The sequence below is a fragment of the Sphingobium limneticum genome (assembly GCF_008710155.1).
In the GTDB taxonomy this organism is placed as follows: Bacteria; Pseudomonadota; Alphaproteobacteria; order Sphingomonadales; family Sphingomonadaceae; genus Sphingobium; species Sphingobium limneticum.
The window spans coordinates 207,263-230,076 of the sequence record NZ_VYPZ01000006.1; the positions used below are offsets into that span (position 1 = coordinate 207,263).

Below are 22,814 nucleotides of genomic sequence, written 5' to 3' on the forward strand. Positions count from 1 at the left end.
TATGTCCCCGGCACCGCGCATCGCGACGTCTTTATCAAACAGGCGTTACCGACCTCTTGCCCCGCCTGCAACTTCCGTGACGTGCGACCGGGGCAGCTGTGCTGGCCCTTGCACCGGCCCTGTCCATCGCCTAGCTAGTCGGCATGGTTATGGCCGACCCTTCGCGCGCGCCGATGACCGACGGCCTTGGCCGCCGGATCAGCTATCTGCGCATATCGGTCACCGACCGCTGCGACCTGCGTTGCCGCTATTGCATGGCCGAACGGATGCAGTTCCTGCCCAAGAATCAAGTGCTGACGCTGGAAGAGATCGCGCTGCTGGCCGATCTCTTCGTCGCGCGTGGTATCGACAAGATCCGCCTGACCGGTGGCGAGCCGCTCATCCGCCGGGACATCGGCGATCTGGTGCATCGTATCGGCCGGCATCTGGGCCATGGCCTCAACGAACTGACGCTGACCACCAACGGCACGCAACTGACCGAACATGCCGCCATGCTGGCCGATGCCGGCGTGCGGCGGATCAATGTCAGCCTGGACAGCCGCGATCCCGCCCGCTTCGCTCATGTGACGCGCGGCGGCCGGATCGAACAGGTGATGGACGGTCTGGACGCCGCGCGCGCCGCCGGTCTCGCGATCAAGATCAACATGGTCGCGCTGAAGGGCGTCAACGACGACGAAATCCTGCCGATGCTGCGCTGGTGCGGCGAGCAGGGGTTCGACCTGACCCTGATAGAAACGATGCCGCTGGGCGATACCGGCGAAGACCGCACCGATCATTATCTGCCCCTGACGCAGGTGGCCGACATGATTCGCGCGCAGCATGCACTTACCCCGCTCGCCCACCGCACCGGCGGCCCCGCCCGCTATCACGCCGTGGAGGGCATGGACATCCGGCTCGGCCTCATCACCCCGTTGACGCAGAATTTCTGCGCCGACTGCAACCGCATCCGCATGACGTGCGAGGGCAAGATCTTCATGTGCCTGGGTCATGAAGACCATGTCGATTTCAAGACCGCCTTGCGCGAACAGGGCGTTGCTGCCGTGCACCCGCTGATCGACCGGGCGCTGCGATTGAAGCCCGCCGCCCACGACTTCCGCATCGGCGCCGGCATGAGCGCCGCCACACAACGGCATATGAGCGTCACCGGCGGATGAACAGCGAACCACGGCGCGCACTGGTCGCGTCCCCCACGCAAGCGGCCCGCGCGGCGGAAGAGCGGCTCCGCGCCGCCTATGATTTCGTCCCGTTCGAACAGGCCGACATGATCATCGCCCTGGGCGGCGACGGCTTCATGCTCCAGACGCTCCATTCCATGCTGGAAGCGCGGCGGATCATCCCGATCTTCGGCATGAACCTGGGCACCGTCGGCTTCCTGATGAACGAATGGCGGCTGGAACGGCTGGACCAGCGACTGGAAAAGGCCAAGAGCTTCAAGGTCAATCCGCTGCGGATGACCGTCGACACGGTGGATGGCGAACGTTTCTCCATCCCCGCCATCAACGAAGTGTCCTTGCTGCGCGAAACCCGCCAGACCGCCAAGCTGGAGGTGCAGGTTAATGGCCGCCCCGTCCTGCCCGAACTGGTGTGCGACGGCGTGCTGGTGGCGACGCCGGCCGGCTCCACCGCCTATAATCTGTCCGCTCACGGCCCGATCCTGCCGCTCGGCTCGGGCCTCGTCGCGCTCACCCCGATCAGCCCCTTTCGCCCGCGTCGCTGGCGCGGCGCGATCCTGCCGGAAAATACCGCCATCCGCTTCACCGTGCTCGATCCGGTCAAGCGGCCGGTCAGCGCGGTGGCCGACCAGCGTGAAGTGCGCGATGTCGCGCAGGTGGAAATCGGCATCGACCGTGCGACGCCGCTGACCCTGTTGTTCGATCCCGAACATACGCTGGACGACCGCATCGCCGCGGAACAATTCATCGCGTAAAAATTCCGTCATTTGGCGCTTGCCATATTCGGAAAACCGCTGCTATAGGCGCGGCCTGCCCAGCGGAAGCGGGTTGCTCCCCGATAGCTCAGCGGTAGAGCATTCGACTGTTAATCGAATGGCCGTAGGTTCGAATCCTACTCGGGGAGCCACATTTTTCCGGACACAGCTTCCGGCCTCCTGACATGTCCGGCGCCTTCGACAATGCAAGGCAGCTCATCCCAGCACCCCCATTCCATCGTCTTGCTTTCGCGTGGAATTTTTTGCGAATTTAACCATTTAAGGCCCTTGCCATTCCTGTCGGGCCAAGGCATAGGCGCGGCCTGCCCGGCGAAAGCCGGCTGTTCCCCGATAGCTCAGCGGTAGAGCATTCGACTGTTAATCGAATGGCCGTAGGTTCGAATCCTACTCGGGGAGCCACCTTTTCCACCAGCATCGACATACGCAGCACCCGGCCCTCGCCGCCGCACCTCCAGTCACGCCCAATAAAAAAACGCGCGAAGCCCGAAGGCCCCGCGCGTTTTATAGGTCACGCTTGGGAGATCAAATCAGCGCGATGCGAACTGGCGCCCTCGGCTGGCCACGGCCCAGCGCTGCGGCGTGGCACCAGCGGCACCTTCCCGCACGAAACACTGGCCATGCTGGGCACGGATCGTCCGGCACGCCACCATCGCATCCGCCCGGCTGCCAAAGCCGCTGATGGCCAGGCGGTGATAGGCCTTGCCATTCACCGTCGCCTGGCTGGTCAACACCGGGAAAGCCGCCAGCGTGCTGCTACGCCCGGCCATGCCCTGCCATTTTTCCTTGGCGATCGCCGCATTGTCATAGGCGCCCAACTGCACCACCCAATTGCTGGCGCCAGTGGCGACCGGCTTGATGAAGGCGGCCTGCTGCATCCGTGCGACCGGCGCGGCGACGGCATATTGCGCTGACGACGTCTTGGCGCGGCCCTTGGGCGCGTTATGATCCTCGACGATGAAATCGCGCGCAGCAACGCGCACCGGCTTGGCCGACGCCTTGATGATCGGTGCGGCCGCGACCGACGGCTGAGACACCGAAGCAGCCTGCACCACCTGGACCGGCACGGCCGGCTCAGCAGCCGGCACAGGCACAGCTTCCGGCGCTGCCTCCGCCATCTGCACCGGCGCATCAGCGGCGGCGGGCGCCAGCGCCAATGCGACCGGCTGGCCGGCGTCCGCTGCGTTGATCGTAACACCCATCAGCGCGGCGACACGCATCGGCGCCAGCGACGGCTCGGCCATTTGCGCCCAATCGGAAATACGCTTGTTCGCGTCCAGCGCGGCCATGTCCATGCCCACGATCATGCGGGCATCCTTCCAGCGGCCGCCCAGCGCATAGGCATAGGCCAGATTCTGGCGCGTGCGCACGGTTGCGGACGGATCATGGATCGCTTCGGACAAGATCCGCACGCCCTCGGCCGGATCGCCCGCCATCGCCATCGCCAGACCATAATCGCTGGCCGGCACGGTATCGGCATGGGCAACCAACAGGCTGCGCGCATCGTCGGCACGCCCCTGCGCCACCTGCACCAGCGCCAGGCTGACGATGGTGCTGGCATCCGTATTGCCCAGGCTTATCGCATCGCTCAGCGCCGTTTGCGCCGACGCAAAGCGACCGGCCAACACATAGGCGCGGCCGAGAATCTGGCGATAGGCTGCATTTTGCGGCTGCAACTGCACCGCCGCTTCGGCCGCTTCCACAGCCTTGTTCCCGTTACGGTCAGCCAGCGCCTTTTCGGCGGCAATGGCCAGCTTGCCCGGATCACCCTTTTGCTGAACGGCCGACGCAGACGGGCGGAATGCCGCGCCGGTGCAACCGACCATGGTGGTGGCGACCAGCAGGGATGACAGGGCCGCCTTTCCGAATGTCGTGCGTTTCATGATCTTACCCACCCTTCGTTCACTGGCCGTCGCGCATATGCGGCAGCTGCTGAGTCAGCCGGTCGATCTCCGGCAGGTCATTGAGAAAATCGTCCAGCGCCTTCGTCACGATCTGCTGGGCCGAACGGCCCGTAATCGCGCAGGCGAGGCGCAGCTTCAGGTGCCGCTGCGCATCCAGGCGCAGCGTAAAGGCCGCCTTGCGTTTGCCGACGGGCGCAGCGATCGGCGCAGCCTGCTCGACCACGACCTTTTCAGCCTTCGCCTTCACCGGTTTGGCGGCCAGCCGCTTGGCCAGCGCCTTGCGCTCCTCCACCACCGGCGGCACGGGTATGACCGGCGTCATCGGCGTCAGGCCGATCGGTGCGGCTGGCTCCTCGACGGGTTCATAGACCGGCTCCACATCGAAGCCCATGTCGTTCCAGCCCAGATCGTCCTGCTGCACGGCGGCCATCTGCGCCCGGCCAAAGCCGAGCATGGGGCGGCGCATCGCCGGCTGGGCCGCACCCTTGCGGGCCAGCAGGCCGGATGTCAGCGACGCGAGCGGTTTGGGTTCGGCCATCTTTGCGTCCTCCCTTACTGGCTCACGCGGCGGCCGAAGCCACCACCGGCGGGACGCGCGGCACCCAGGGTACCGACACTGCCCTGGGGCACGGAAAAGACCGTGCGGCGGAAATTCTTCTCCAGCCGATCCGACACATAGGACCAGAGCGCCTCCACCTCCGCGGCGGAGCGGCCCTTGGGATCGACCTCCATCACGGTACGCCCGTCGATCATCGACGCGGCGAAATCGGTGCGGTGATGCAGCGTCACCGGCGCCACAGTGCCATGTTGTGACAGGGCGACGGCGGCCTCCGACGTGATGCGCGCCTTGGGCGTGGCGGCGTTGACGACGAAGATCAGCGGCTTGCCGGCCCGTTCGCACAGGTCGACCGTGGCGCCCACGGCACGCAGGTCGTGCGGGCTGGGGCGGGTCGGCACGACGATCAGTTCGGCCACGGAAATCACGCTCTGGATCGCCATGGTGATGGCAGGCGGCGTGTCGATGACGGCCAGCTTGAAACCCTGCTGACGCAGGATTTCCAGGTCGGCAGCCAGACGTGCGACGGTGGTCTGGGCAAAGGCGGGAAATTCCGCCTCGCGCTCGTTCCACCAGTCGGCGAGCGATCCCTGCGGATCGATATCGATCAGGACCACCGGGCCGGCGCCGGCACGCTGCGCCTGCACGGCCAGATGACCCGACAGGGTCGTCTTGCCCGATCCGCCCTTTTGCGAAGCCATTGCCAAAATCCGCACCTATTCCCCCCAGGAAAATCCAGTTCCGGAAGGGATTGGCACGACTGCCGCTAAAAATTGGTTAATTACGCGCGAAACTTCATGGCCGGCACGCCCCGCCATGGTGAAGTCGCTATCCAGTCTTTTGCCGTTACGCTAACAACAGCTTAACCTTATTTCGCCATTGCGGTCGTCAATTATTCTTTCGCACTGGAGCCTGTGCATATGAAGCATGTGTTGGGAATGGCAGCGCTGGCCGCGATGCTGGGTATGACTTTGCCTGCGCAGGCGGACGTGAAAACCGGCGTCGACGCCTGGCAGCAGGGCGATTATGCCAAGGCGATCGCCGAATGGCGCCCCCTCGCCCAATCCGGCGATCCCGATGCGCAGTTCAACCTGGGTCAGGCCTATAAGCTGGGTCGCGGCGTGCAGCCCGACGTCAACACCGCGATCGACTGGTATCGCAAGGCCGCGGCGCAGGGGCATATGCGCGCCGAAGATAATCTCGGCCTGCTGATGTTCCAGCAGGGCGACCGCGCCGCCGCCATGCCCTATCTGCAACGCGCGTCCATGCGCGGTGAAGCCCGCGCCCAATATATCGTGGGCACCACCCTGTTCAACGGAGACACGATCGGCAAGGATTGGGTCCGCGCCTATGCGCTGATGACCCGCGCTTCCGCGTCCGGCCTGCCGCAGGCCGCGACCAGCCTTGAGCAGATGGACAAATATATTCCGGAGGATCAGCGCAAGCAGGGACTGGCCATGGCCGCCGGCATGGAAAAGGGCGATAACAACGCCGCACTCGCCGTAGCGACGCCCGCCCCTGCGCCCGCGCGCAGCGGATCGGCGGTCCGTACCGCCGAACTCCCGCCCTCGACCAGCATTCCACAGGCACCCAAACCGATCCCCGCCCCGGCCAAGCCGCCGGTGCAGGTTGCGGCGGCCAAGCCGAAACCGGCGCCCGCCGCGCCCACGCCCACCCCCGTCCGTCAGGCCGCCGCCACGCCGGCTCCGGCCGCATCGGGCGGATGGCGCGTCCAGCTCGGCGCCTTCAGTGAAGACGCCCGCGCCCGTGCTTTGTGGACTCAGCTTAGCCGCAAGGTGGGCGGCCTGTCCGCCTATCAGCCCTATCTGGTGAAAGCCGGCGCCGTGACTCGGCTTCAGGCCGGCCCCATCGCCAGCAGCAGCGACGCCACCCGCCTCTGCGGCGCGATCAAGGCCGCCGGCGGCGACTGCATGCCCAAGAAGATGTAGGGGGCTTTCAGTTCACCTTTCCTCAAAACAACCCGTTCGCCCTGAGTAGCCGCTGAGCGAAGTCGAAGCGGCGTATCGAAGGGCTCAGCCCCTACTCAGGACGAACGGGTTTTATCACTCCCTCACCCGCGCCTGCTCCACCATCCAGTCGCGGAACTGCGCCAGCGGCCCCGCCCCCAGCGCGCCTGTCGGATAGACCAGATAATAGGCCTGCTCGGTGGATAGCGGCCGGGCGAAGGGGATGACCAGCGTCCCCGCCTCCAACTCCGGCCGAATGAGGAAGCTGGGGATCAGCGCCACCCCGACCCCGGCCGCGCAGGCCTGCGCCAGCATCAGGAAATGCTCATAGGCCGGCCCCTGCGCCAATCCGCCCGCATCCACGCCCGCCATCGTCAGCCAGCGCGCCCAGGCATCGCGCCGCGATATCTGGCTGAGCAACGGCGCATGCAGCAGGTCGGCCGGCTCACGCAGCGGGTGCGCCGCCAGCCAGGCCGGCGAACAGACCGGCACCGCCTCCTCACGAAACAGAAAGTCCATCGCCACGCCGGGCCAATCGGCCGCGACACCGAAATGGACAGCCGCATCGAAATCCTCATGCCCGAAATCGAAGGGCTGCGACCGGGCGGCAAAGTCGATCACCAGGTCGGGATGCCGCGCCGTCAATTGCGGCAGGCGCGGCGCCAGCCAACGCATGCCGAAACTGGGCAAGGTCGCGACACGCAAGGCCGTCTGGGATGGCCGCGCCGACACCCGCGCCGTCGCCCGGCGGATGGCGTCGAGCGCCGGCAACAACTCGTCGGCATAGGCTCGCCCCGCTTCATTCAATCGCACCCGACGCCCGATCCGATCGAACAGGGGCGTCTGCAACATATCCTCCAGCTGCGCAATCTGCCGACTGACCGCGCTCTGGGTCAGGCCGATTTCCTCACCCGCGCGGGAAAAGCCGCCATGCCGCACGGCCGCCTCGAACGCGATCAGCGCCTGCGTCGGCGGCAGATATCTACGCGCACCATTCATTCCAAACTCGCATCAACAGATGACAGGTCGCCATTTTGAATATCCCGCATATCCTGCGATAAGGGTGATGTCATCCGGAGCATATCATGTCGAATGAGAATATGGGTACGATAGAGACACTGGTCATAGCAACGCTGGGCGAGGAGACTGGCCGGCAGACGCTGGACATGCTGGCGATCGACCCAGCCCTGTTGGCACAGCGCGGCGATACCGTCTCCCGCGCCGCCTTCGCCATGGCCATGAACGTCGCCCTGTTCGACGATCTGCTGCGCCGGGTGCCGAGCGGCGACGCCTATGTCGCCGACACGCTGGCCCGCGGCGGCAAGGTGGTGTTCGACCATGGCGCGCTGCGCTCCATCCGCTTCCCGGCCGGCCCGACCGGCGCGCTTCCGGGTGGCGAAGATGCCTTCACCCGCATCTTCCTGCCTCTGGGGTACGAGATGGCCGCGCTCTATCCACTCGACCGCCTGCGCATGACCGGACGCGCCTATCGCCACCGGGACTTCCCCGAAGCGATCCCGCAATTCTTCCTGTCCGAACTGCATGTCGATCGTTTCGACGATGAATTTGCCGACGCCGCCGCCCGTATCTTCGGCACCAGCCGCGACCCGCTAGACGAACCGACCAAGGCCCTGCTGGCGCAATATGCACGCGACATACCTGTCCAACTCGCTGTCGCCATCGCTGCCCTCCCTGTGATCCTCTCCGCTTTCGACCGCCAGCATGAACCGCCCGCTTTCGAGGATTATCAACTGCTCCTCTCCCGCTCCAACGAAGCCGCCTGGATCGCGACCGAAGGCAATGGCTTCAACCATGCCACCGACCGGGTCGCGGATGTCGCGGCGCTGGCTGAGCGATTGAAGGCGGAAGACAGGCCGATGAAGGCGAAGCTGGAAATCTCCGCCACCGGCCGCGTGCGCCAGACCGCTTTCCGCGCCGACAGCGTAGAGCGCCCCTTCGCCGACGGCGAATGGCGACAGGTGCCCGGCTCCTTCTACGAATTTATCAGCCGCGATATCGATCCGGAAACGGGCCGGCTCGACCTGGCCTTCGACACCGGCAACGCCACCGGCATATTCGCCATGACCAGTGCCCAAAACGGAGCGAACCGGTGAACGCCATGCTACAGTCCTTCGATCCGGCCTCGCGCGAACTCATCTGGGAAGGCCCGGTCGCGAGCGCGGATGATTGCCATCTTGCCATCGCCGCCGCGCGTACCGCGCTGCCCGGCTGGCGCGCACTGCCGGTCGATGATCGCATCGCGGTCGCCCGCCGCTATGCCGCCGTGCTGGGCGAACGCCGCGCCGCGCTGGCCGAACTCATCTCGCGCGAAACGGGCAAGCTGCTCTGGGAAAGCGACGCCGAAATCGGGTCGATGATCGCCAAGGTCGATGTATCGATCAAGGCACATGCCGAACGCACCGGCGAACGCTCCGCCGACATGCCCTTCGGCCGCGCGATCTTGCGCCATCGCGGCCATGGCGTGATGGCGGTGCTTGGCCCCTATAATTTCCCCGGCCACCTGCCCAACGGCCATATCGTCCCGGCGCTGATCGCTGGCAACGCCATCGTCTTCAAACCGTCCGAAATCACGCCGGCCACCGGTGCGGCCATGGCCGATGCCTGGACGGCGGCGGGCCTGCCCGATGGTCTGTTGACGGTGGTACAGGGCGGCCGTTCGACCGGCGAAGCGCTGGTCGCAGGCGATATTGACGGCCTGCTCTTCACCGGATCGGCGGGCGCGGGGGCGGCATTGCGCCGCGCGCTGGTCGATCGCCCCCATGTCGTCATGGCGCTGGAACTGGGCGGCAATAATCCGCTGATCGCCTGGGACAGTCCGGATGCTGCCGCATCGATCATCGTCAATTCGGCCTTCATCACCACCGGTCAGCGCTGCTCCTGCGCCCGCCGCCTGATCGTACCGCAGGGCGCGACCGGCGATGCCATCGTGGAGGCGACCGCCGCCCTGGCCGCACGCTTGCCGATCGCCGCCTGGAACGAAACGGGTGACGCCTTCATGGGGCCACTCATATCGGATCAGGCGGCAGCAGCCTCTCATCGCGCCGTCAGCGACCTGATTGCGCGCGGGGCACGCACCATCCGCCCCTTTGAAGGGGTAGCCGATCGTAGCGCCGCGTTTGTTACGCCGGCCATACTGGACATGACCGGCGTGACGGCCCCCGACGCGGAGATTTTCGCGCCCGTGCTGACCGTCATCCGCGTGCCAGACTTCGACGCCGCGATCGCTGCCGCCAACGCCACCAACTTCGGCCTGTCGGCCGGCCTCATCTCGCAGGATGAAGCGCTATGGCAGCGCGTGGTCGAGGAAAGCCGCGCCGGCGTCGTCAACCGCAACCGGCCGACCACCGGCGCGGCAGGCAACATGCCCTTCGGTGGCCTGGGCGCGTCGGGCAATCATCGCCCCAGCGCCTATTACGCCGCCGACTATTGCGCCTACCCCATCGCCAGTTTCGAAGCGGAGGGGGTCGCGGCTGTTCCGGTCAACGGGCTGGACGGTTAAAGCCCCAGCCGCGCCCAGAAATCGGCCGGCGCGATCGTCTTGTTCGCGGCCGGCTTGCGCTCGACGCGCGTCCAGCTGCTATGGGGAAGATAAACGGCATCCGGCTGAGTGATCCGGGACTGGCGGCGGTTTTGGGTCGTGCGGGTCATCGTCTTCTCCTTTGCAAGGGAACACGAAACCTGGCGTGGTCGCTTCGGCACCGTGCGCTTTAGCCGTTGGTGACGCGGAGCAAGCTGACATCCTTCAAAAGCCGCGGAGCGCAATGCTCGCGGCTATGTCTACCGATTGAGTCGAGAAAATCGACATAGCTTTGCTTGGGCCGTCTCCAGCCCTACTTGCCTGCCGGATCGGGTCAGACGGTCAGGCGATCCGATGCAGGGCGCATAGCTTGTTGCCGGCCGGATCGCGCAGATAGGCAAGATAGAGCTTGCCGAACCCGCCTTCGCGCACGCCTGGCGGGTCTTCGCAGGCAGTCCCGCCCGCTGCCACACCCGCCGCATGCCAGGCATCCGCCTCTTGCGGCGACGCCATCTTGAAACCGATGGTCCCACCATTGGCATGACAGGCCGGTGCCCCGTCGATCGGCGTCGTCACGATAAACAGCGCGCCGTCATGAAGATAGATGGCCCGCCCCTTGTCATCGAAGAAGCCGGGCTTGGCACCGATCGCGCCGAAGGTCGCGTCGTAAAAGGCTTTCGACGCCGCCATATCGTTGGCGCCGACCATGACATGGCTGAACATCAGCCCTCCTATGCATGAAATATCGACGAAGACGCGCCATCGCCATGCCCGGATATGGCATGTTGACCACGCAGATGTCGGACGCCTGCGTCAGGCGACCATCGGCCGGGTCGGGATCAGAAGATCGTGCTGTAAAGGAACCAGCCTACGATCAGCAGGCTCGACACGATGCAAATACGATCACCAAAGACGTCGATACGAGACATCAGATAACATCCTTCCAAATGGGGCGATCTGCGTCGCCTCTGAGGAAAGATTACATCAGTTTTTACCGCGTCGGAATAGGAAAGTTACGATGGGACGCATGAAAAGGGCGGTGAACCGACATTCACCGCCCCTTGAACGATCGTTCCGTGACCTTACGCGCTTATTGCGAACGATAACGGCTGTTATTTTACCGAAAGTCGGGCCCGCGATGCTCCAGGAAGGCCCGAGTCGATTCCTGCGGACCGCGATAGGCCTCCTGAAATTCGGCGCTCCAATATTTCAGGTCATGCAGGTCGATCCGCGCGCCCGACACGGCACAAAGCACGAACTGCCCCGACCGCACGATATCGAAATCGGCAGCGCCATAGTGCAGCACCGCCAGCCCCGGAAGGTCCGCCACCGTCAGTCGCCCGTCAGGATGCGGTCGACCAGCTGCTTCACGGTCGGCACGAACCCGTTCGAATAGAAAGGATCCTGCTTGAACCGATAGGCGGCATGGCCGGCGAACAGCAGATTCTTGTCCAGGTCGCCGCCATGGACCGATTCCTGCAACGACTTCTGAATGCAGAAGCTGCGCGGATCGGCCAGACGCCCGGTCGAATTGGTTTCGCTGTCCATCCAGCTGGAGAAGCTGCACTGCGACAGGCAGCCCATGCAGTCGGTCTGGTCCTTGCGGATTTCCGCTTTCTCTTCTTCGGTGACGAAGACCAGTGTGTTGTCCGGCGTCTTGAGCGCGGAGGTGAACCCGGCCCCGAACCATTCGCGCGCACGCTGAAGGTCGCCCAGCGTCACCCAGAAATTCTTGCCCTTCACGCCAACATCCAACTGGTGGGTATGGTCGCCCGCCTGTTCGGTGCTGAACGGGATCTGCCGGTCCGAACGCCCTTCCAGCGAGCGCAGGAAGGGATTGCGGATCGCCGAGCTGTAAAAGCCGGTGGGCGAAAATTTGTGCAGCAGCACGTCGCCCGGCTCCAGCTGCATCAGCCGGTCCTTCCAATCCTGCGGGATCGGGCTTTCCTGCGTCAACAGCGGGCGGGTGCCGAACTGGAACATGATCGATCCCAGCTCGGGATTGTCGATCCAGTCGTTCCAGTCCTTGAGCGCCCAGACGCCGCCGGCCATCACGATCGGCACATCGTCTGAAATGCCGCCTTCGCGCATGGTGGCGCGCAGGTCGCGGACGCGGGGATAGGGGTCTTGCGGCGCGCGCGGATCTTCGGCGTTGGACAGGCCGTTATGACCGCCCGCCAGCCAGGGATCTTCATAGACCACCGCCGCCAGCCATTCCGCCGCCTTGGAATAGGCACGCTTCCACAGCGCGCGGAAAGCGCGGCCGGAGGACACGATGGGCAGATAGCTGACATTGTAGGATGCCGCGATTTCGCTCAGCTTATAGGGCATGCCCGCGCCGCAGGTGACGCCCGCCACCATGCCGCGCGTCTTGTCCAGCACGCCGTGCAGCACCCGCTGCGCGCCGCCCATTTCCCACAGGACGTTGATGTTGATCGCACCCTTGCCGCCGGCAATCTCGAACGCGCGCTTCACCTGCTCGACGGCGCCGTCGATGGCATAGGCGATCAATTCTTCGTGCCGGTCACGACGCGTGCGGCCGTGATAGAGTTGAGGGATGACATTGCCGAAGCTGTCATAGCTGTCCGCGTTTACCGCCGACACGGTGCCGATGCCGCCAGCCGCCGCCCAGGCGCCGGAGCTGCTATGGTTGGATACGGCAACGCCCTTGCCGCCCTCCACGATCGGCCACACTTCACGGCCACCATAGACGATGGGCTTCAACCCCTTGAACAACGACATCTCCTGCACATGCCCCGGCCCCCTCGACCGGGTAAAAAGCGACCCTATAGCAGCTTTGGCTGTCTATGACGAATTGCGGGCGCCCTAGCGCAAAATCATGGGGCTGGCCAGAGCCTCGCCGTACAGCTGTGCATAAGCATTTACCATGTCGGCTTCCGCATAGTCGCGCGTCGCACGCTGGCGGTTGGCCATGCCCAGCCGGGCGCGCAGATCGGCGTCGCCCGCCAGCACGCCCAGCGCGTCGGCCAGTGCCTGCTCATCCCCCACGACGAAGGGGCGATTTTCCGGCGCGACCATGTTGGCGACGTCCCCCACATCCATGGACGCTGCCGGTACGCCGGCCGCCATCGCCTCCACCAGCGAAATGGGGAATTGCTCGCTGTCTGACGACAAGGCGAAAATATCGAACAGGCCGACGAAGCGCCAGGGCCGATCCATGAAGCCCGCCATATGGATGTCATCCATGCCATGGGCCGCCGCTTCCGTCAGGATCGCCTCGCGCTCCGGCCCCTCGCCCACCACCACCAGTTGCAACCGATCCTTGTGCGCGGCAACGGCACGAACCAGACGCGGGATATTCTTGACCGCGCGCAGCCCTGCCAGCGTACCGACCAGCAGCTTGCCAGGCGAGCGAACGAGGCCGGGGATCGCATCGGGCGCTGGCGCCTCGCCATAGCGATCGACGTCGATCCCGTTGCGGATCAGGTGCAGCCGTTCCGCCGGCTGTTTCCACACCGACCGGGCAATCCCCTCCAGCCGGACCGACGGCACCACCATGGCATGCGCGCGGTGCAGCGCGAGCCGGCGAAACAGGTTCCGCTTGGTCTTCAGCCCGTTGGTTTCGTCCGCGTTGAAGCCATCCTCATGATGGATCAGCGGTGGAAGGCCGGCCGATGCCCCCGCCAGCCGGTGCGCCATGACCGCGTCCATCGATCCCCAATTATAGGTGAGGACAAGGTCGAACTGCTTGAGGAAAGCGGTGATGACCCGATAGCGCGCCAGCCCCGGCTTGCCGGCAAAGGACGGGCCATCGGGATAGTCCACCCTGACCGACGGATCGATCGCATCGCGGGCGCTCATCGCCTGCGGGTCGGCGCTGGCGATACTGTGCCGCGCCTTGTCGCCCCAGATGTTCATCAGGCGCACCGCCCGCGCCTCCTTGCCGCCCAGCGTGAAGCTGCCATGGACATGCAGGATATGGGGCGGTCTATCCATGCAGCACCCGCGTCAGCAGACGGTCGATCGCCGCGACGCTTTCCGGTTCATCCAGCGCCGGCGCATGGCCTACGCCCGGCACGGCGACGAGTTCGGCGGTCGCACCGATCCCGTCCGCCATACGCTGCGCCGACGCAGCCGACAGCAGATCGGATCGCTCGCCCCGCAGCAACAGCGTCGGAATGCCTTGAAACGCCTGCATCACCGGCCACATATCGACGCCCGCTTCGCTGCCCATGGCGCGGATCGGCTCGGCGATCTTCATGTCATAATCCAGCACGACGCGACCGCCGCTGTTCAGCCGATAGAGCCGCTTGGCCATGGCCAGCCATTGTTCCAGATCATAACCGGGATAGACGTCCGCATTGGCCTCCGCCAGCGCGCGCGCGGCATGAACCCAGGTGGGGTGCGACTGCCCGACGCCGACATAGGATCGGATACGGTCCAGCCCGCCTTCATCCAGCGCCGGACCGACATCGTTGAGCAGCGCGCCGGCCAGCCATTCCTTGTGGGTCGCGGCGATCAGCATGGTGATGATCCCGCCCAGCGACGTCCCCACCGCAACGAATCGGGTGATGGCCAGATCGGCGAGCAAGCGGCTGATATCCTGCAAATAGGTCAGCGGGACATAGGTCATCGCGTCCTTGGCATAGGCGCTTTCGGCGCGGCCGCGCATGTCCGGGCAGATCAGCCGCCACTCCCCCGCCAACCGCCCCGCCAGCGGCTCGAAATCGCGCGCATTGCGTGTCAGCCCCGGCAGGCAGAGCAAGGGCGGACGGCCATCGTCGCCGCCTTCATAGTCGCGATAATGGAGCCGAAGTCCATCGGGCGACCACCAATATCCGTCCTTATAGCCGCTCAAGCTTGATCCTTCAGGTGACCTTCCCCCATATCGCCATATGATCCAGATGCCGCAAGCCGCCAAATATCGCCCCGCCACCGAAATCGACGCACTGATGCCGGACATCGCCGCACCGGTCGCGGCGGCGGACTTTCCGCAGACGATCCTGCGCTATCGCAACGACCGGGCCGCCGCCTCGGTCGGGCTGGATGGGCTGAGCGATGAGGCATGGATCGCCCATTTCGGCCGCTTCGCGCCGCTGGAAGGCAGCCTGCCCCGGCCGCTGGCGCTGCGCTATCATGGCCATCAATTCCGCCATTATAATCCCGATATCGGCGACGGGCGCGGCTTCCTGTTCGCGCAATTGCGCGACGATCGGGACCGGTTGCTGGACCTGGGCACCAAGGGATCGGGCCAGACACCCTATAGCCGTTTCGGCGATGGGCGACTGACGCTCAAGGGGGGCGTGCGCGAGATATTGGCGACTGAAATGCTGGAGGCGCTGGGCGTCAACACGTCCAAGACCTTCTCCATCATCGAAACGGGCGAGGCGCTGGATCGCAATGACGAGCCATCCCCCACGCGTGGCGCGGCGATGGTGCGCCTCAGCCATTCGCATATCCGCATCGGTTCCTTCCAGCGCGCGGCTTTCCATGAAGACAAGGCGCTGCTGGAAAAGCTGACCGACTACGCCCTCACCCGCCTGTATGAAGAGGCGCCCGGTGACAATCCGCCGGCGCAATTGCTGGGCCATGTGGCGGAGCGCACCGCCGACCTTGCCGCCAGCTACATGGTGGCGGGCTTCGTCCATGGCGTACTGAACAGCGACAATATCAACGTGACGGGTGAGAGTTTCGACTATGGCCCATGGCGCTTCACCCCGCTCTGGGACGCCAATTTCACCGCCGCCTATTTCGACCATCAGGGCCTCTACGCCTTCGGGCGACAGGCCGAAGCAATCCATTGGGACGTGGCGCAACTGGCCATATCCTTGCGCGCGCTGACCGATGCGCCGCCGCTGATCGCAGAGCTGGAGCGCTTTCCGAACCTGTATGCGCAGGCGATGCAGCGCCGATTCTGCTGGCGGCTGGGCGTGGAGCCCGGCGCCGATCCCGGCCCGATGATCGAGGCCGCCGTCCGCGCCATGGTGACGACCGGCACCCCGATCGACAGCTTCTTTCACGACTGGCGCGGGGGCGCAGCCCGCGACGGCGCGGCCTATGCCGACGCGGCCTGGGCCCCCTTGCACATGGCGCTCGCCGATTTCACGCCCGTGTCCGGCGCGAAGGATCATGCCTATTGGACCGACCAGGCCCCCTGTTCCATGCACATCGACGAAGTGGAGGCGATCTGGAGCGCGATCGACAGGGACGACGACTGGACCCCGCTCCAGGCAAAGGTTGCCGCGATCCGGCGCATGGGCGATGCCATGCAAGGCGCCGGCGCGCCCGGAAAATAACCAGGGTAAAGAACCGATGTTAATGACGCGAAGACCAAAGCGGGTTAGTCCATCGAAGATTATGCAATTTTGGTGGGACCATGATCGAGCGTGATTTGTCTGATCCGGACGGGATCATCACCGTCCGATCGTCCGGCGACTGGACCCGCGCAGAAATCGACGAACATTTCGCGGCGCTACGCGAAATCGTCGCGAGCAGGCGCCGAAACGGCGATCCCATACGTGTCCTGTCGGACCTGAGCAGCGCGTGCACCGATGATATGGGCATAAACGACCATATTCTGGACGAATGCCACCGCACCTATCAGCCCGGCGACCAGGTCGCGATCCTGACGCCTGGACCATCGTCGAAGCGATGGCTGCGCGAACGGCTGCGCGGGTCGGAAGTCGCGGCCTTCAGTTCGCGCCTGCCCGCTGAAATGTGGTTGATGGCCGACGACCTCCCGCCGCCGGAATGAAGGGCGCTTTGCGCCATCCTGCCATTGCCACCTTTTCGTTAACCAATTTCCGCCATACCGTTCCCCAAATGGTCGCGCCGCTCACATCCCATGAACCTGCCACCGGCACCCTGCTCTGGCAGGGTGAACCCGGCGACGTCGATGCAGAGGTCGCCCGCGCCCGCGCCGCCTGGCCCAGATGGGCGGCCCAGCCAATCGCCTATCGCATCGAAACGCTGCGCCGCTTCGTCAATGTCGTGCGCAAGCATGAGGATGCGCTGGCGGACCTGATCGCCCGCGAAACCGGCAAGCCTTTGTGGGACGCCCGCAACGAAGTCGCCGCCGTCATGGGAAAGGTCGACGTCAGCGTCGCCGCCTATTCCGAACGCACCGGACAACGCCGGCTGGAAGCGGCGCTGGGCGCGCGCCAGTCGGTGCGGCACAAGCCCCATGGCGTCATGGCGGTGCTTGGCCCCTATAATTTTCCCGCGCATCTGCCCAACGGCCACATCATCCCCGCCCTGCTGGCCGGCAATGCCGTGATATTCAAACCGTCCGAAAAGACCCCGGCGGTCGGCGAATATCTGGTCAAACTCTATCATGAGGCCGGCGTGCCTGTGGACGTCGTCCGCCTGCTGATCGGCACGGCCGAAACGGGCAAGGCGCTGGCCGCCCATCCCGATATCAGCGGCATCCTTTTCACCGGATCGGCGCAGACCGGCATCGCGATCAACCGGCAATTCGCAGCCCAGCCTTCCAAGATCCTCGCGCTCGAAATGGGCGGCAACAACCCGGTCATCGTCTGGGACACGCCCGAAATCAGCGCCGCGGCCACTTTGGTTGTGCAATCCGCCTTCATGACCAGCGGTCAACGCTGCACCGCCGCCAGCCGCCTGATCGTGCGTGACAGCATCGCCGACAAGCTGGTGGGCGAGATCAAGAAGCTGGCCGACCGGCTGATCGTCGATCATCCCCATGCCGACCCTGCTCCCTATATGGGACCGGTCATAGACAATCAGGCGGCCGACGGGCTGACCGAAAGCTTCCTCTATCTGATGAGCAACGGCGGCAAGCCGATCAAGCATATGGTCCGCCCGCACAAGGGCCTGCCCTTCCTGTCGCCCGCCATCATCGACGTCACCGCCATGAAGGAGCGGCCCGACGTCGAACTGTTCGGTCCGCTGCTGCAAGTGATCCGCGTGTCGGATTTCGGCGATGCCATCGCGGAGGCCAATAATACGCGCTACGGCCTGTCCGCTTCGCTGATCGGCGGGTCGCCCGAACAATATAATCAATTCTGGGCCAATATCCGCGCCGGTCTCGTCAACTGGAACCGCCCGACCAACGGCGCGTCTTCCTCCGCCCCGTTCGGCGGCACCGGCATATCGGGCAATCACCGGCCCAGCGCCTATTATGCCGCCGACTATTGCGCCTATCCGGTCGTTTCGGCGGAGATCGAGACGCCGCGCGCCTCCATCGGCGTGGGCCTCAAGGATATCGACGTCAGCGTGATGGGCGATTGACGCCGGACCTGGCGCAAGAAGGTGGTGCAAGAACCGGGCGCAAAAACATTTCCTAATCCCCTGCATACCCATTCTGAATTGAACTACAGGCGCGCTTTCGCCATCTGGCCATCATGGCTGATACAGCACCCTCGACAGTCTATCTCGTAGGCGCAGGCCCCGGTGATCCGGACCTGCTGACGATCAAGGCCGCGCGCCTGATCGGCGCGGCCGATGTCATCGTGCATGATGGGCTGGTGTCCGACTCCATCCTGGCTTTGGCCTCGCCCGACGCAGACCTCATTTCCGTCGCCAAGCAGCGCAGCCGCCATTCCATGCCGCAGGAGGCTATCAACGCCCTGCTGGTCGACCTTGCCCGCGAAGACCGCAATGTCGTGCGGTTGAAGGGCGGCGATCCCTTCATCTTCGGCCGCGGTGGCGAGGAAGTCGAAGCCTGCCGCGCCGCCGGCGTGCCGGTGGAGGTCGTGCCGGGCATCAGCGCCGCGATCGGCAGCGCGGCGTCGGCGCAACTCCCCCTCACCCATCGCGCCGCATCCAGCGCCGTCAGCTTCGTCGCTGGCCAGTGCAAGGGGCTGACGGATCAGGACTGGTCCGGGCTGGCGGGTACAGGACGCACGCTCGTCATCTATATGGGCGTTGCGACCGCTGCCGACATCGCCGAAAAGCTGATCGCGGACGGTGTATCGCCCACGCTGCCCGTGGCGGTGCTGGAAAACGGCACCCGCGCCGACATGCGGACGCTGCGCACGCTGCTCGCGGACCTGGGCGACATGGTTGTGCGGGAACAGGTGGTCAGCCCGGCGTTGATCGTGGTCGGCGACGTCGCCGCGCATGCGCTGGCACAGGACGTGCTGATGGCCTATCGGGACACGACATTGAATATCGAAGATCCGGCATCGATCGGACCGAACGGGAAAAGGGTAGAATGAAGATACTGACGGGCAATGACCTGGTGACCGGCGACGTCATCTGGTGGGCGGGTGACGGCTGGTCGCGGCAGGTCGGCGACAGTGCCGATGTCGGCGACCATGGCACAGACCTCGCCCGCACGGAGGAAGCCGCGCTGCGCGTCGTGGGCGCCTATGTGATCGACGCGACCGTTACTGACGAAGGTGTCCGCCCGGCCCATATCAAGGACCGCATCCGTGCCCTCGGCCCGACGGTGCGCCCCGACCTGACCCTGAAACCGAATGATGCCGACGCCGGCAACTGGGTGATCTGACCATGTATCGCTATGACAGCTACGACCAGTCCATCGTGAATGCGCGGGTGGAGGAATTTCGCGATCAGGTGCAACGCCGCCTGACCGGCGCGCTCACCGAAGACCAGTTCAAGCCGCTGCGGCTGATGAACGGCCTCTATCTGCAATTGCACGCCTATATGCTGCGCGTGGCCATCCCCTATGGCACATTGTCGGGCAAGCAGATGCGCAAGCTGGGCGAGATCGCGGCGAAGTACGACAAGGGCTATGGCCACTTCACCACGCGCCAGAACCTGCAATATAACTGGATCAAGCTGGCCGACGCGCCCGACATCCTGGCCGAACTGGCCACGGTGGAAATGCACGCCATCCAGACCAGCGGCAATTGCATCCGCAATATCAGCTCCGATCAATATGCCGGTGTCAGCGCCGACGAAGTGGCGGACCCGCGCCCCTGGGCCGAACTGCTGCGCCAATGGTCGAGCTTCCACCCGGAATTCACCTATCTGCCGCGCAAGTTCAAGATTTGCGTGATCGCCAGCGACGACGACCGCGCGGCGATGCGCCTGCACGATATCGGCCTGAAGCTGGTGGAACGCGACGGCGTGATCGGCGCGGAAGTCTATGCCGGTGGCGGCATGGGCCGGACCCCGATGGTCGCCCCGCTGATCCGCGACTTCGTGCCCGAGGAGGAGATCGTCTCCTATCTCGAAGCCTGCCTGCGCGTGTACAATCGCTACGGCCGCCGCGACAACAAGTATAAGGCGCGGATCAAGATCCTGGTCCACGAAATCGGCGTCGAGGATTATAAGCGCCAGGTCGAGGAAGAGTTCGCCCATATGCGGACCCTCGGCCTCAACCCGCCGGTCGAGGAACTGGCCCGCATCCGCGCCTTCTTCGCCAATCCCGCCTATGAAGCGGGCGCAAGCGAGGATATCGACCGCGCCGATCCGGCCTTCGCCTTGTGGGTCGACCGTCAGGTTGCTGCCCACAAGCAGCCCGGCTATGCCATCGTCAATATCAGCCTGAAGCCGCTGACCGGTATTCCGGGCGATGCGTCGGCCGAGCAGATCGACCTGGTCGCCAGCCTTGCCGAGCAATATTCGCTCGACGAACTGCGCGTCACCCATGCGCAAAATCTCGTCCTGCCGCATGTGAAGAAGGCGGACCTGTACGCCATCTGGCAGAAGCTGGAGGAAGCGGGTCTGGCCGAAGCCAATCTCGACCTCATCACCGACATCATCGCCTGCCCCGGCCTGGATTATTGCGCGCTCGCCAACGCCCGCTCGATCCCGCTGGCGCAGAAGATCGCGCAGCGCTTCGCCGACGCGGAACGTCAGGCGGAACTGGGCGAGCTGAAGCTGAAAATCAGCGGCTGCATCAACGCCTGCGGCCACCATCATGCCGGCCATATCGGCATATTGGGCGTGGACCGTAAGGGCGTGGAGAATTTCCAGCTGCTGCTCGGCGGATCGGGCGCGGAGGATGCCTCGCTCGGCCAGATCACCGGCCCCGGTTTTTCCGAGGACGGCGTGGTCGACGCGATCGAGAAGGTGACGGACATCTATCTGGCCGAACGCACCAGCGGCGAACGCTTCCTCGACACCTATCGCCGCATCGGCATGAAGCCTTTCAAGGAGGCGATCTATGGCTGATCGCGACGTCGTCTATCCGGCGAACCCCCATGCCCTGTACGAACAGCATCGCTATTCGCCCGCCGTCCGGTCGAAAGGCTTTCTGTTCGTGTCGGGTCAGGTCGGCGCCCGTCAGGACGGTTCGCCCGAACCGGATCTGGCCGCGCAGGTCCAGCTTGCCTTCGACAATCTGAACGCCATCCTGAGCGCGGCGGGCAGCAGCTTTGCGAACGCCGTGGACGTCACCCTGTTCATGATCGATCCGGAGGCGGATTTCGACACGATCTGGCCGGTGCTTCAGGCCAATTGGGGCGAAAAGCCCTTCCCCAACATCACCGCCGTCGGCGTCAACTGGCTCGCCGGCTTCCAGTTCGAGATCAAGGTTATCGCACGTATCCCGGAGGAAGCGGATCATGGTTGAATTTCTGTCCTTCCGGGATGGCGAAGCGGGTCAGGAACCGGCCGTCACGGTCGAATCCTTCACTGGCCAGTCGAACGCCACCGCCGTGCGCATCGAACCGGGCGAGGATGCCCGCGAATTGCTGCCCCATCTCGATCGCCTGTCGCTGGTGGAGGTGAACTTCCCGGCCTATGGCGACGGCCGCGGCTATTCCGCCGCCCGCATCCTGCGGGAATCGGGCTATCAGGGCGAATTGCGCGCCGTGGGCGATGTGCTGGTCGATCAGATCAACGCCATGCGTCGCTGCGGCTTCGACAGTTTCCACCCCGCAAAGCCGCTGGATGACGCCGCCGTGGAGCGTGCGCTCACCCGCTATGACGACGTCTACCAAAAGGCGATCGATGGCCGTCAGCCCGTTTGGGCCAAACGGCACCCGGAGAAAATACATGGCTGAACCTGCCCGCCAGATCGACATGATCGACACTCGCCCCGCCTTCACCCAGGCAGAGGCCGACGCGCTGAACGCGCGGTTCGAGGGTGTCGACACGCTGACCATGCTCAAGACCGTGTTTGCGGAGAAACTCGCCGGCAATGTCGCCGTCGTCTCCTCCTTCGGCACGGAAAGCGCGGTCTTGCTCGATCTGGTGGCCAAGGCAGACAAGAGCGTGCCGGTCATCTTCGTCGACACGATGAAGATGTTCGCCGAAACGCTGAACTATCGCGACACGCTGATCGCCCGTTTCGGTTTCACGGACAGCCGCACCGTCGCGCCGATCGCCGACGTCATCGCCAAGAAGGACGAAACCGGCCTGCGCTGGTCCTACGACCCCGATGGCTGCTGCGAAATCCGCAAGGTCGAACCGATGAAGCGCGCGAAGGATGGCCTGGACGCCTGGATTTCGGGCCGCAAGGCGTTCCAGTCGGTCACACGCCAGAACCTCCCCCGGTTCGAGGTGGAGGATGGCCGGTTGAAGCTCAACCCGCTGGGCGACTGGACCAAGGGCGATCTGGAAGTCTATTTCGACCGCGAGAATCTGCCCCGCCACCCGCTGGAGGCGCAAGGCTATCTGTCGATCGGTTGCGAACCCTGCACGTCAAAAGTGAAGCCGGGCGAAGATCCGCGCGCGGGCCGCTGGCGCGGGTGGGACAAGGTGGAGTGCGGCATCCATTCGCCCGTCACACCGATTCCGGTGGCCGATCCGGAAGACCCGGCCAACCTGCCGTCCTTCTGACACGCACCTCTGCGCCGATCGAAAAGATCGCGGTACCGTAACAATATTGCAAGCGGCTGGACGGATGGTGCCAGCCGCGCAATATACTCGGCCCCATAGCACATTGGGAAGCGGCCCCTCGAAGGGGCGCACTGCCTTGATGAAGGCAAGGGCGCGTAGCGCCCGCAGGCTTCATCAAGGCGGTCATGATCGGCCCGCAGGTCTCTAAAGTGAAGTTGTC

General features: G+C 64.8%; 24 protein-coding genes and 2 tRNA genes. 16 read left to right on the forward strand and 10 right to left on the reverse strand.

Translation table 11 applies throughout. The features are described 5' to 3' along the window. Positions 1-143: 143 nt before the first annotated feature. From moaA to F4U94_RS10265, 4 genes are all read left to right on the forward strand, one after another. Positions 144-1,154, forward strand: coding sequence for a GTP 3',8-cyclase MoaA (gene moaA, locus F4U94_RS10250; protein ID WP_120249657.1), 1,011 nt, complete (start codon positions 144-146; stop codon positions 1,152-1,154). Beyond that, on the forward strand, positions 1,151-1,927 hold the full coding sequence (locus tag F4U94_RS10255) for an NAD kinase (RefSeq protein ID WP_120249656.1): 777 nt from the start codon (positions 1,151-1,153) through the stop codon (positions 1,925-1,927). Before moaA ends, F4U94_RS10255 begins: the two co-directional genes overlap by 4 nt. 77 nt (positions 1,928-2,004) lie before the next feature. Beyond that, a tRNA-Asn gene (locus F4U94_RS10260) sits at positions 2,005-2,079 on the forward strand. A gap of 193 nt (positions 2,080-2,272) precedes the next feature. Then, positions 2,273-2,347: transfer RNA gene (locus F4U94_RS10265), tRNA-Asn, on the forward strand. A gap of 128 nt (positions 2,348-2,475) precedes the next feature. Here F4U94_RS10265 and F4U94_RS10270 read toward each other — a convergent pair. Genes F4U94_RS10270 through F4U94_RS10280 form a run of 3 tightly spaced genes read right to left on the reverse strand, consistent with a single transcriptional unit; the run spans position 2,476 to position 5,121 of the window. Next, positions 2,476-3,828, reverse strand: coding sequence for an SPOR domain-containing protein (locus F4U94_RS10270; protein WP_120249655.1), 1,353 nt, complete (start codon positions 3,826-3,828; stop codon positions 2,476-2,478). A gap of 19 nt (positions 3,829-3,847) precedes the next feature. Continuing rightward, on the reverse strand, positions 3,848-4,387 hold the full coding sequence (locus F4U94_RS10275) for a hypothetical protein (RefSeq protein WP_120249654.1): 540 nt from the start codon (positions 4,385-4,387) through the stop codon (positions 3,848-3,850). Between the two features lie 14 nt (positions 4,388-4,401). Next, complete coding sequence (locus F4U94_RS10280; protein WP_120249653.1) at positions 4,402-5,121, reverse strand: ParA family protein; 720 nt, start codon at positions 5,119-5,121, stop codon at positions 4,402-4,404. Between the two features lie 204 nt (positions 5,122-5,325). On the opposite strand from F4U94_RS10280, the gene F4U94_RS10285 reads away from it, so the two are divergent. Next, positions 5,326-6,354 carry an SPOR domain-containing protein gene (locus F4U94_RS10285; protein WP_120249652.1) on the forward strand — a complete coding sequence of 343 codons (1,029 nt, stop codon included), beginning with the start codon at positions 5,326-5,328 and terminating at the stop codon, positions 6,352-6,354. 114 nt (positions 6,355-6,468) lie between these two features. Here F4U94_RS10285 and gcvA read toward each other — a convergent pair whose 3' ends face one another. Next, complete coding sequence (gcvA, locus tag F4U94_RS10290) at positions 6,469-7,371, reverse strand: transcriptional regulator GcvA (protein WP_120249651.1); 903 nt, start codon at positions 7,369-7,371, stop codon at positions 6,469-6,471. 86 nt (positions 7,372-7,457) lie between these two features. Here gcvA and F4U94_RS10295 point away from each other — a divergent pair, with 86 nt between their 5' ends. Then, positions 7,458-8,486, forward strand: a complete 1,029-nt coding sequence (locus F4U94_RS10295; RefSeq protein ID WP_120249650.1) for a DUF1338 domain-containing protein — start codon at positions 7,458-7,460, stop codon at positions 8,484-8,486. 5 nt (positions 8,487-8,491) lie between these two features. Then, the gene (gene astD, locus F4U94_RS10300) at positions 8,492-9,892 is read left to right on the forward strand and encodes a succinylglutamate-semialdehyde dehydrogenase (RefSeq protein WP_120251979.1); all 1,401 of its coding nucleotides are present in this window, start codon (positions 8,492-8,494) and stop codon (positions 9,890-9,892) included. On the opposite strand, the gene F4U94_RS24340 is transcribed toward astD (F4U94_RS10300), so the two are convergent. The 6 genes from F4U94_RS24340 to F4U94_RS10325 all read right to left on the reverse strand — a co-directional run bounded on the left by F4U94_RS24340 (position 9,889) and on the right by F4U94_RS10325 (position 14,729). Continuing rightward, positions 9,889-10,041, reverse strand: a complete 153-nt coding sequence (locus tag F4U94_RS24340; protein WP_170271925.1) for a hypothetical protein — start codon at positions 10,039-10,041, stop codon at positions 9,889-9,891. The two genes, astD (F4U94_RS10300) and F4U94_RS24340, sit on opposite strands and share 4 nt — an antisense overlap. 211 nt (positions 10,042-10,252) lie before the next feature. Then, entirely contained in the window at positions 10,253-10,633 is a 381-nt protein-coding gene (locus F4U94_RS10305) for a VOC family protein (RefSeq protein ID WP_120249649.1), read from the reverse strand. A gap of 394 nt (positions 10,634-11,027) precedes the next feature. Then, positions 11,028-11,240, reverse strand: coding sequence for a DUF2093 domain-containing protein (locus tag F4U94_RS10310; RefSeq protein ID WP_120249648.1), 213 nt, complete (start codon positions 11,238-11,240; stop codon positions 11,028-11,030). A 2-nt stretch (positions 11,241-11,242) separates the two neighbouring features. Beyond that, on the reverse strand, positions 11,243-12,646 hold the full coding sequence (locus F4U94_RS10315) for an NAD(P)H-dependent flavin oxidoreductase (RefSeq protein ID WP_120251978.1): 1,404 nt from the start codon (positions 12,644-12,646) through the stop codon (positions 11,243-11,245). A gap of 90 nt (positions 12,647-12,736) precedes the next feature. Next, a complete protein-coding gene (locus tag F4U94_RS10320) occupies positions 12,737-13,867 on the reverse strand; it encodes a glycosyltransferase family 4 protein (protein ID WP_120249647.1) in 1,131 nt (376 codons plus the stop codon). Continuing rightward, the gene (locus F4U94_RS10325; RefSeq protein WP_120249646.1) at positions 13,860-14,729 is read right to left on the reverse strand and encodes an alpha/beta fold hydrolase; all 870 of its coding nucleotides are present in this window, start codon (positions 14,727-14,729) and stop codon (positions 13,860-13,862) included. The genes F4U94_RS10320 and F4U94_RS10325 overlap by 8 nt, the downstream gene beginning before the upstream one ends. A gap of 37 nt (positions 14,730-14,766) precedes the next feature. Here F4U94_RS10325 and F4U94_RS10330 point away from each other — a divergent pair, with 37 nt between their 5' ends. From F4U94_RS10330 to F4U94_RS10370, 9 genes are all read left to right on the forward strand, one after another. Next, positions 14,767-16,167, forward strand: coding sequence for a protein adenylyltransferase SelO family protein (locus F4U94_RS10330; RefSeq protein ID WP_120249645.1), 1,401 nt, complete (start codon positions 14,767-14,769; stop codon positions 16,165-16,167). An 80-nt stretch (positions 16,168-16,247) separates the two neighbouring features. Next, positions 16,248-16,625 carry a hypothetical protein gene (locus F4U94_RS10335; protein ID WP_120249644.1) on the forward strand — a complete coding sequence of 126 codons (378 nt, stop codon included), beginning with the start codon at positions 16,248-16,250 and terminating at the stop codon, positions 16,623-16,625. Between the two features lie 68 nt (positions 16,626-16,693). Beyond that, complete coding sequence (gene astD, locus F4U94_RS10340) at positions 16,694-18,127, forward strand: succinylglutamate-semialdehyde dehydrogenase (protein ID WP_120251977.1); 1,434 nt, start codon at positions 16,694-16,696, stop codon at positions 18,125-18,127. Positions 18,128-18,240: 113 nt separating this feature from the next. Further along, positions 18,241-19,056, forward strand: coding sequence for a uroporphyrinogen-III C-methyltransferase (cobA, locus tag F4U94_RS10345; protein WP_120249643.1), 816 nt, complete (start codon positions 18,241-18,243; stop codon positions 19,054-19,056). Continuing rightward, positions 19,053-19,349, forward strand: a complete 297-nt coding sequence (locus tag F4U94_RS10350; RefSeq protein WP_120249642.1) for a DUF2849 domain-containing protein — start codon at positions 19,053-19,055, stop codon at positions 19,347-19,349. Before cobA ends, F4U94_RS10350 begins: the two co-directional genes overlap by 4 nt. A 2-nt stretch (positions 19,350-19,351) precedes the next feature. Next, positions 19,352-20,983, forward strand: coding sequence for a nitrite/sulfite reductase (locus F4U94_RS10355; RefSeq protein WP_120249641.1), 1,632 nt, complete (start codon positions 19,352-19,354; stop codon positions 20,981-20,983). Beyond that, the gene (locus F4U94_RS10360) at positions 20,976-21,383 is read left to right on the forward strand and encodes a RidA family protein (protein WP_120249640.1); all 408 of its coding nucleotides are present in this window, start codon (positions 20,976-20,978) and stop codon (positions 21,381-21,383) included. The genes F4U94_RS10355 and F4U94_RS10360 overlap by 8 nt, the downstream gene beginning before the upstream one ends. Beyond that, positions 21,376-21,816, forward strand: a complete 441-nt coding sequence (locus F4U94_RS10365) for a DUF934 domain-containing protein (protein ID WP_120249639.1) — start codon at positions 21,376-21,378, stop codon at positions 21,814-21,816. Before F4U94_RS10360 ends, F4U94_RS10365 begins: the two co-directional genes overlap by 8 nt. After that, positions 21,809-22,594 carry a phosphoadenylyl-sulfate reductase gene (locus tag F4U94_RS10370; RefSeq protein WP_120249638.1) on the forward strand — a complete coding sequence of 262 codons (786 nt, stop codon included), beginning with the start codon at positions 21,809-21,811 and terminating at the stop codon, positions 22,592-22,594. Before F4U94_RS10365 ends, F4U94_RS10370 begins: the two co-directional genes overlap by 8 nt. Positions 22,595-22,814 lie beyond the last annotated feature (220 nt).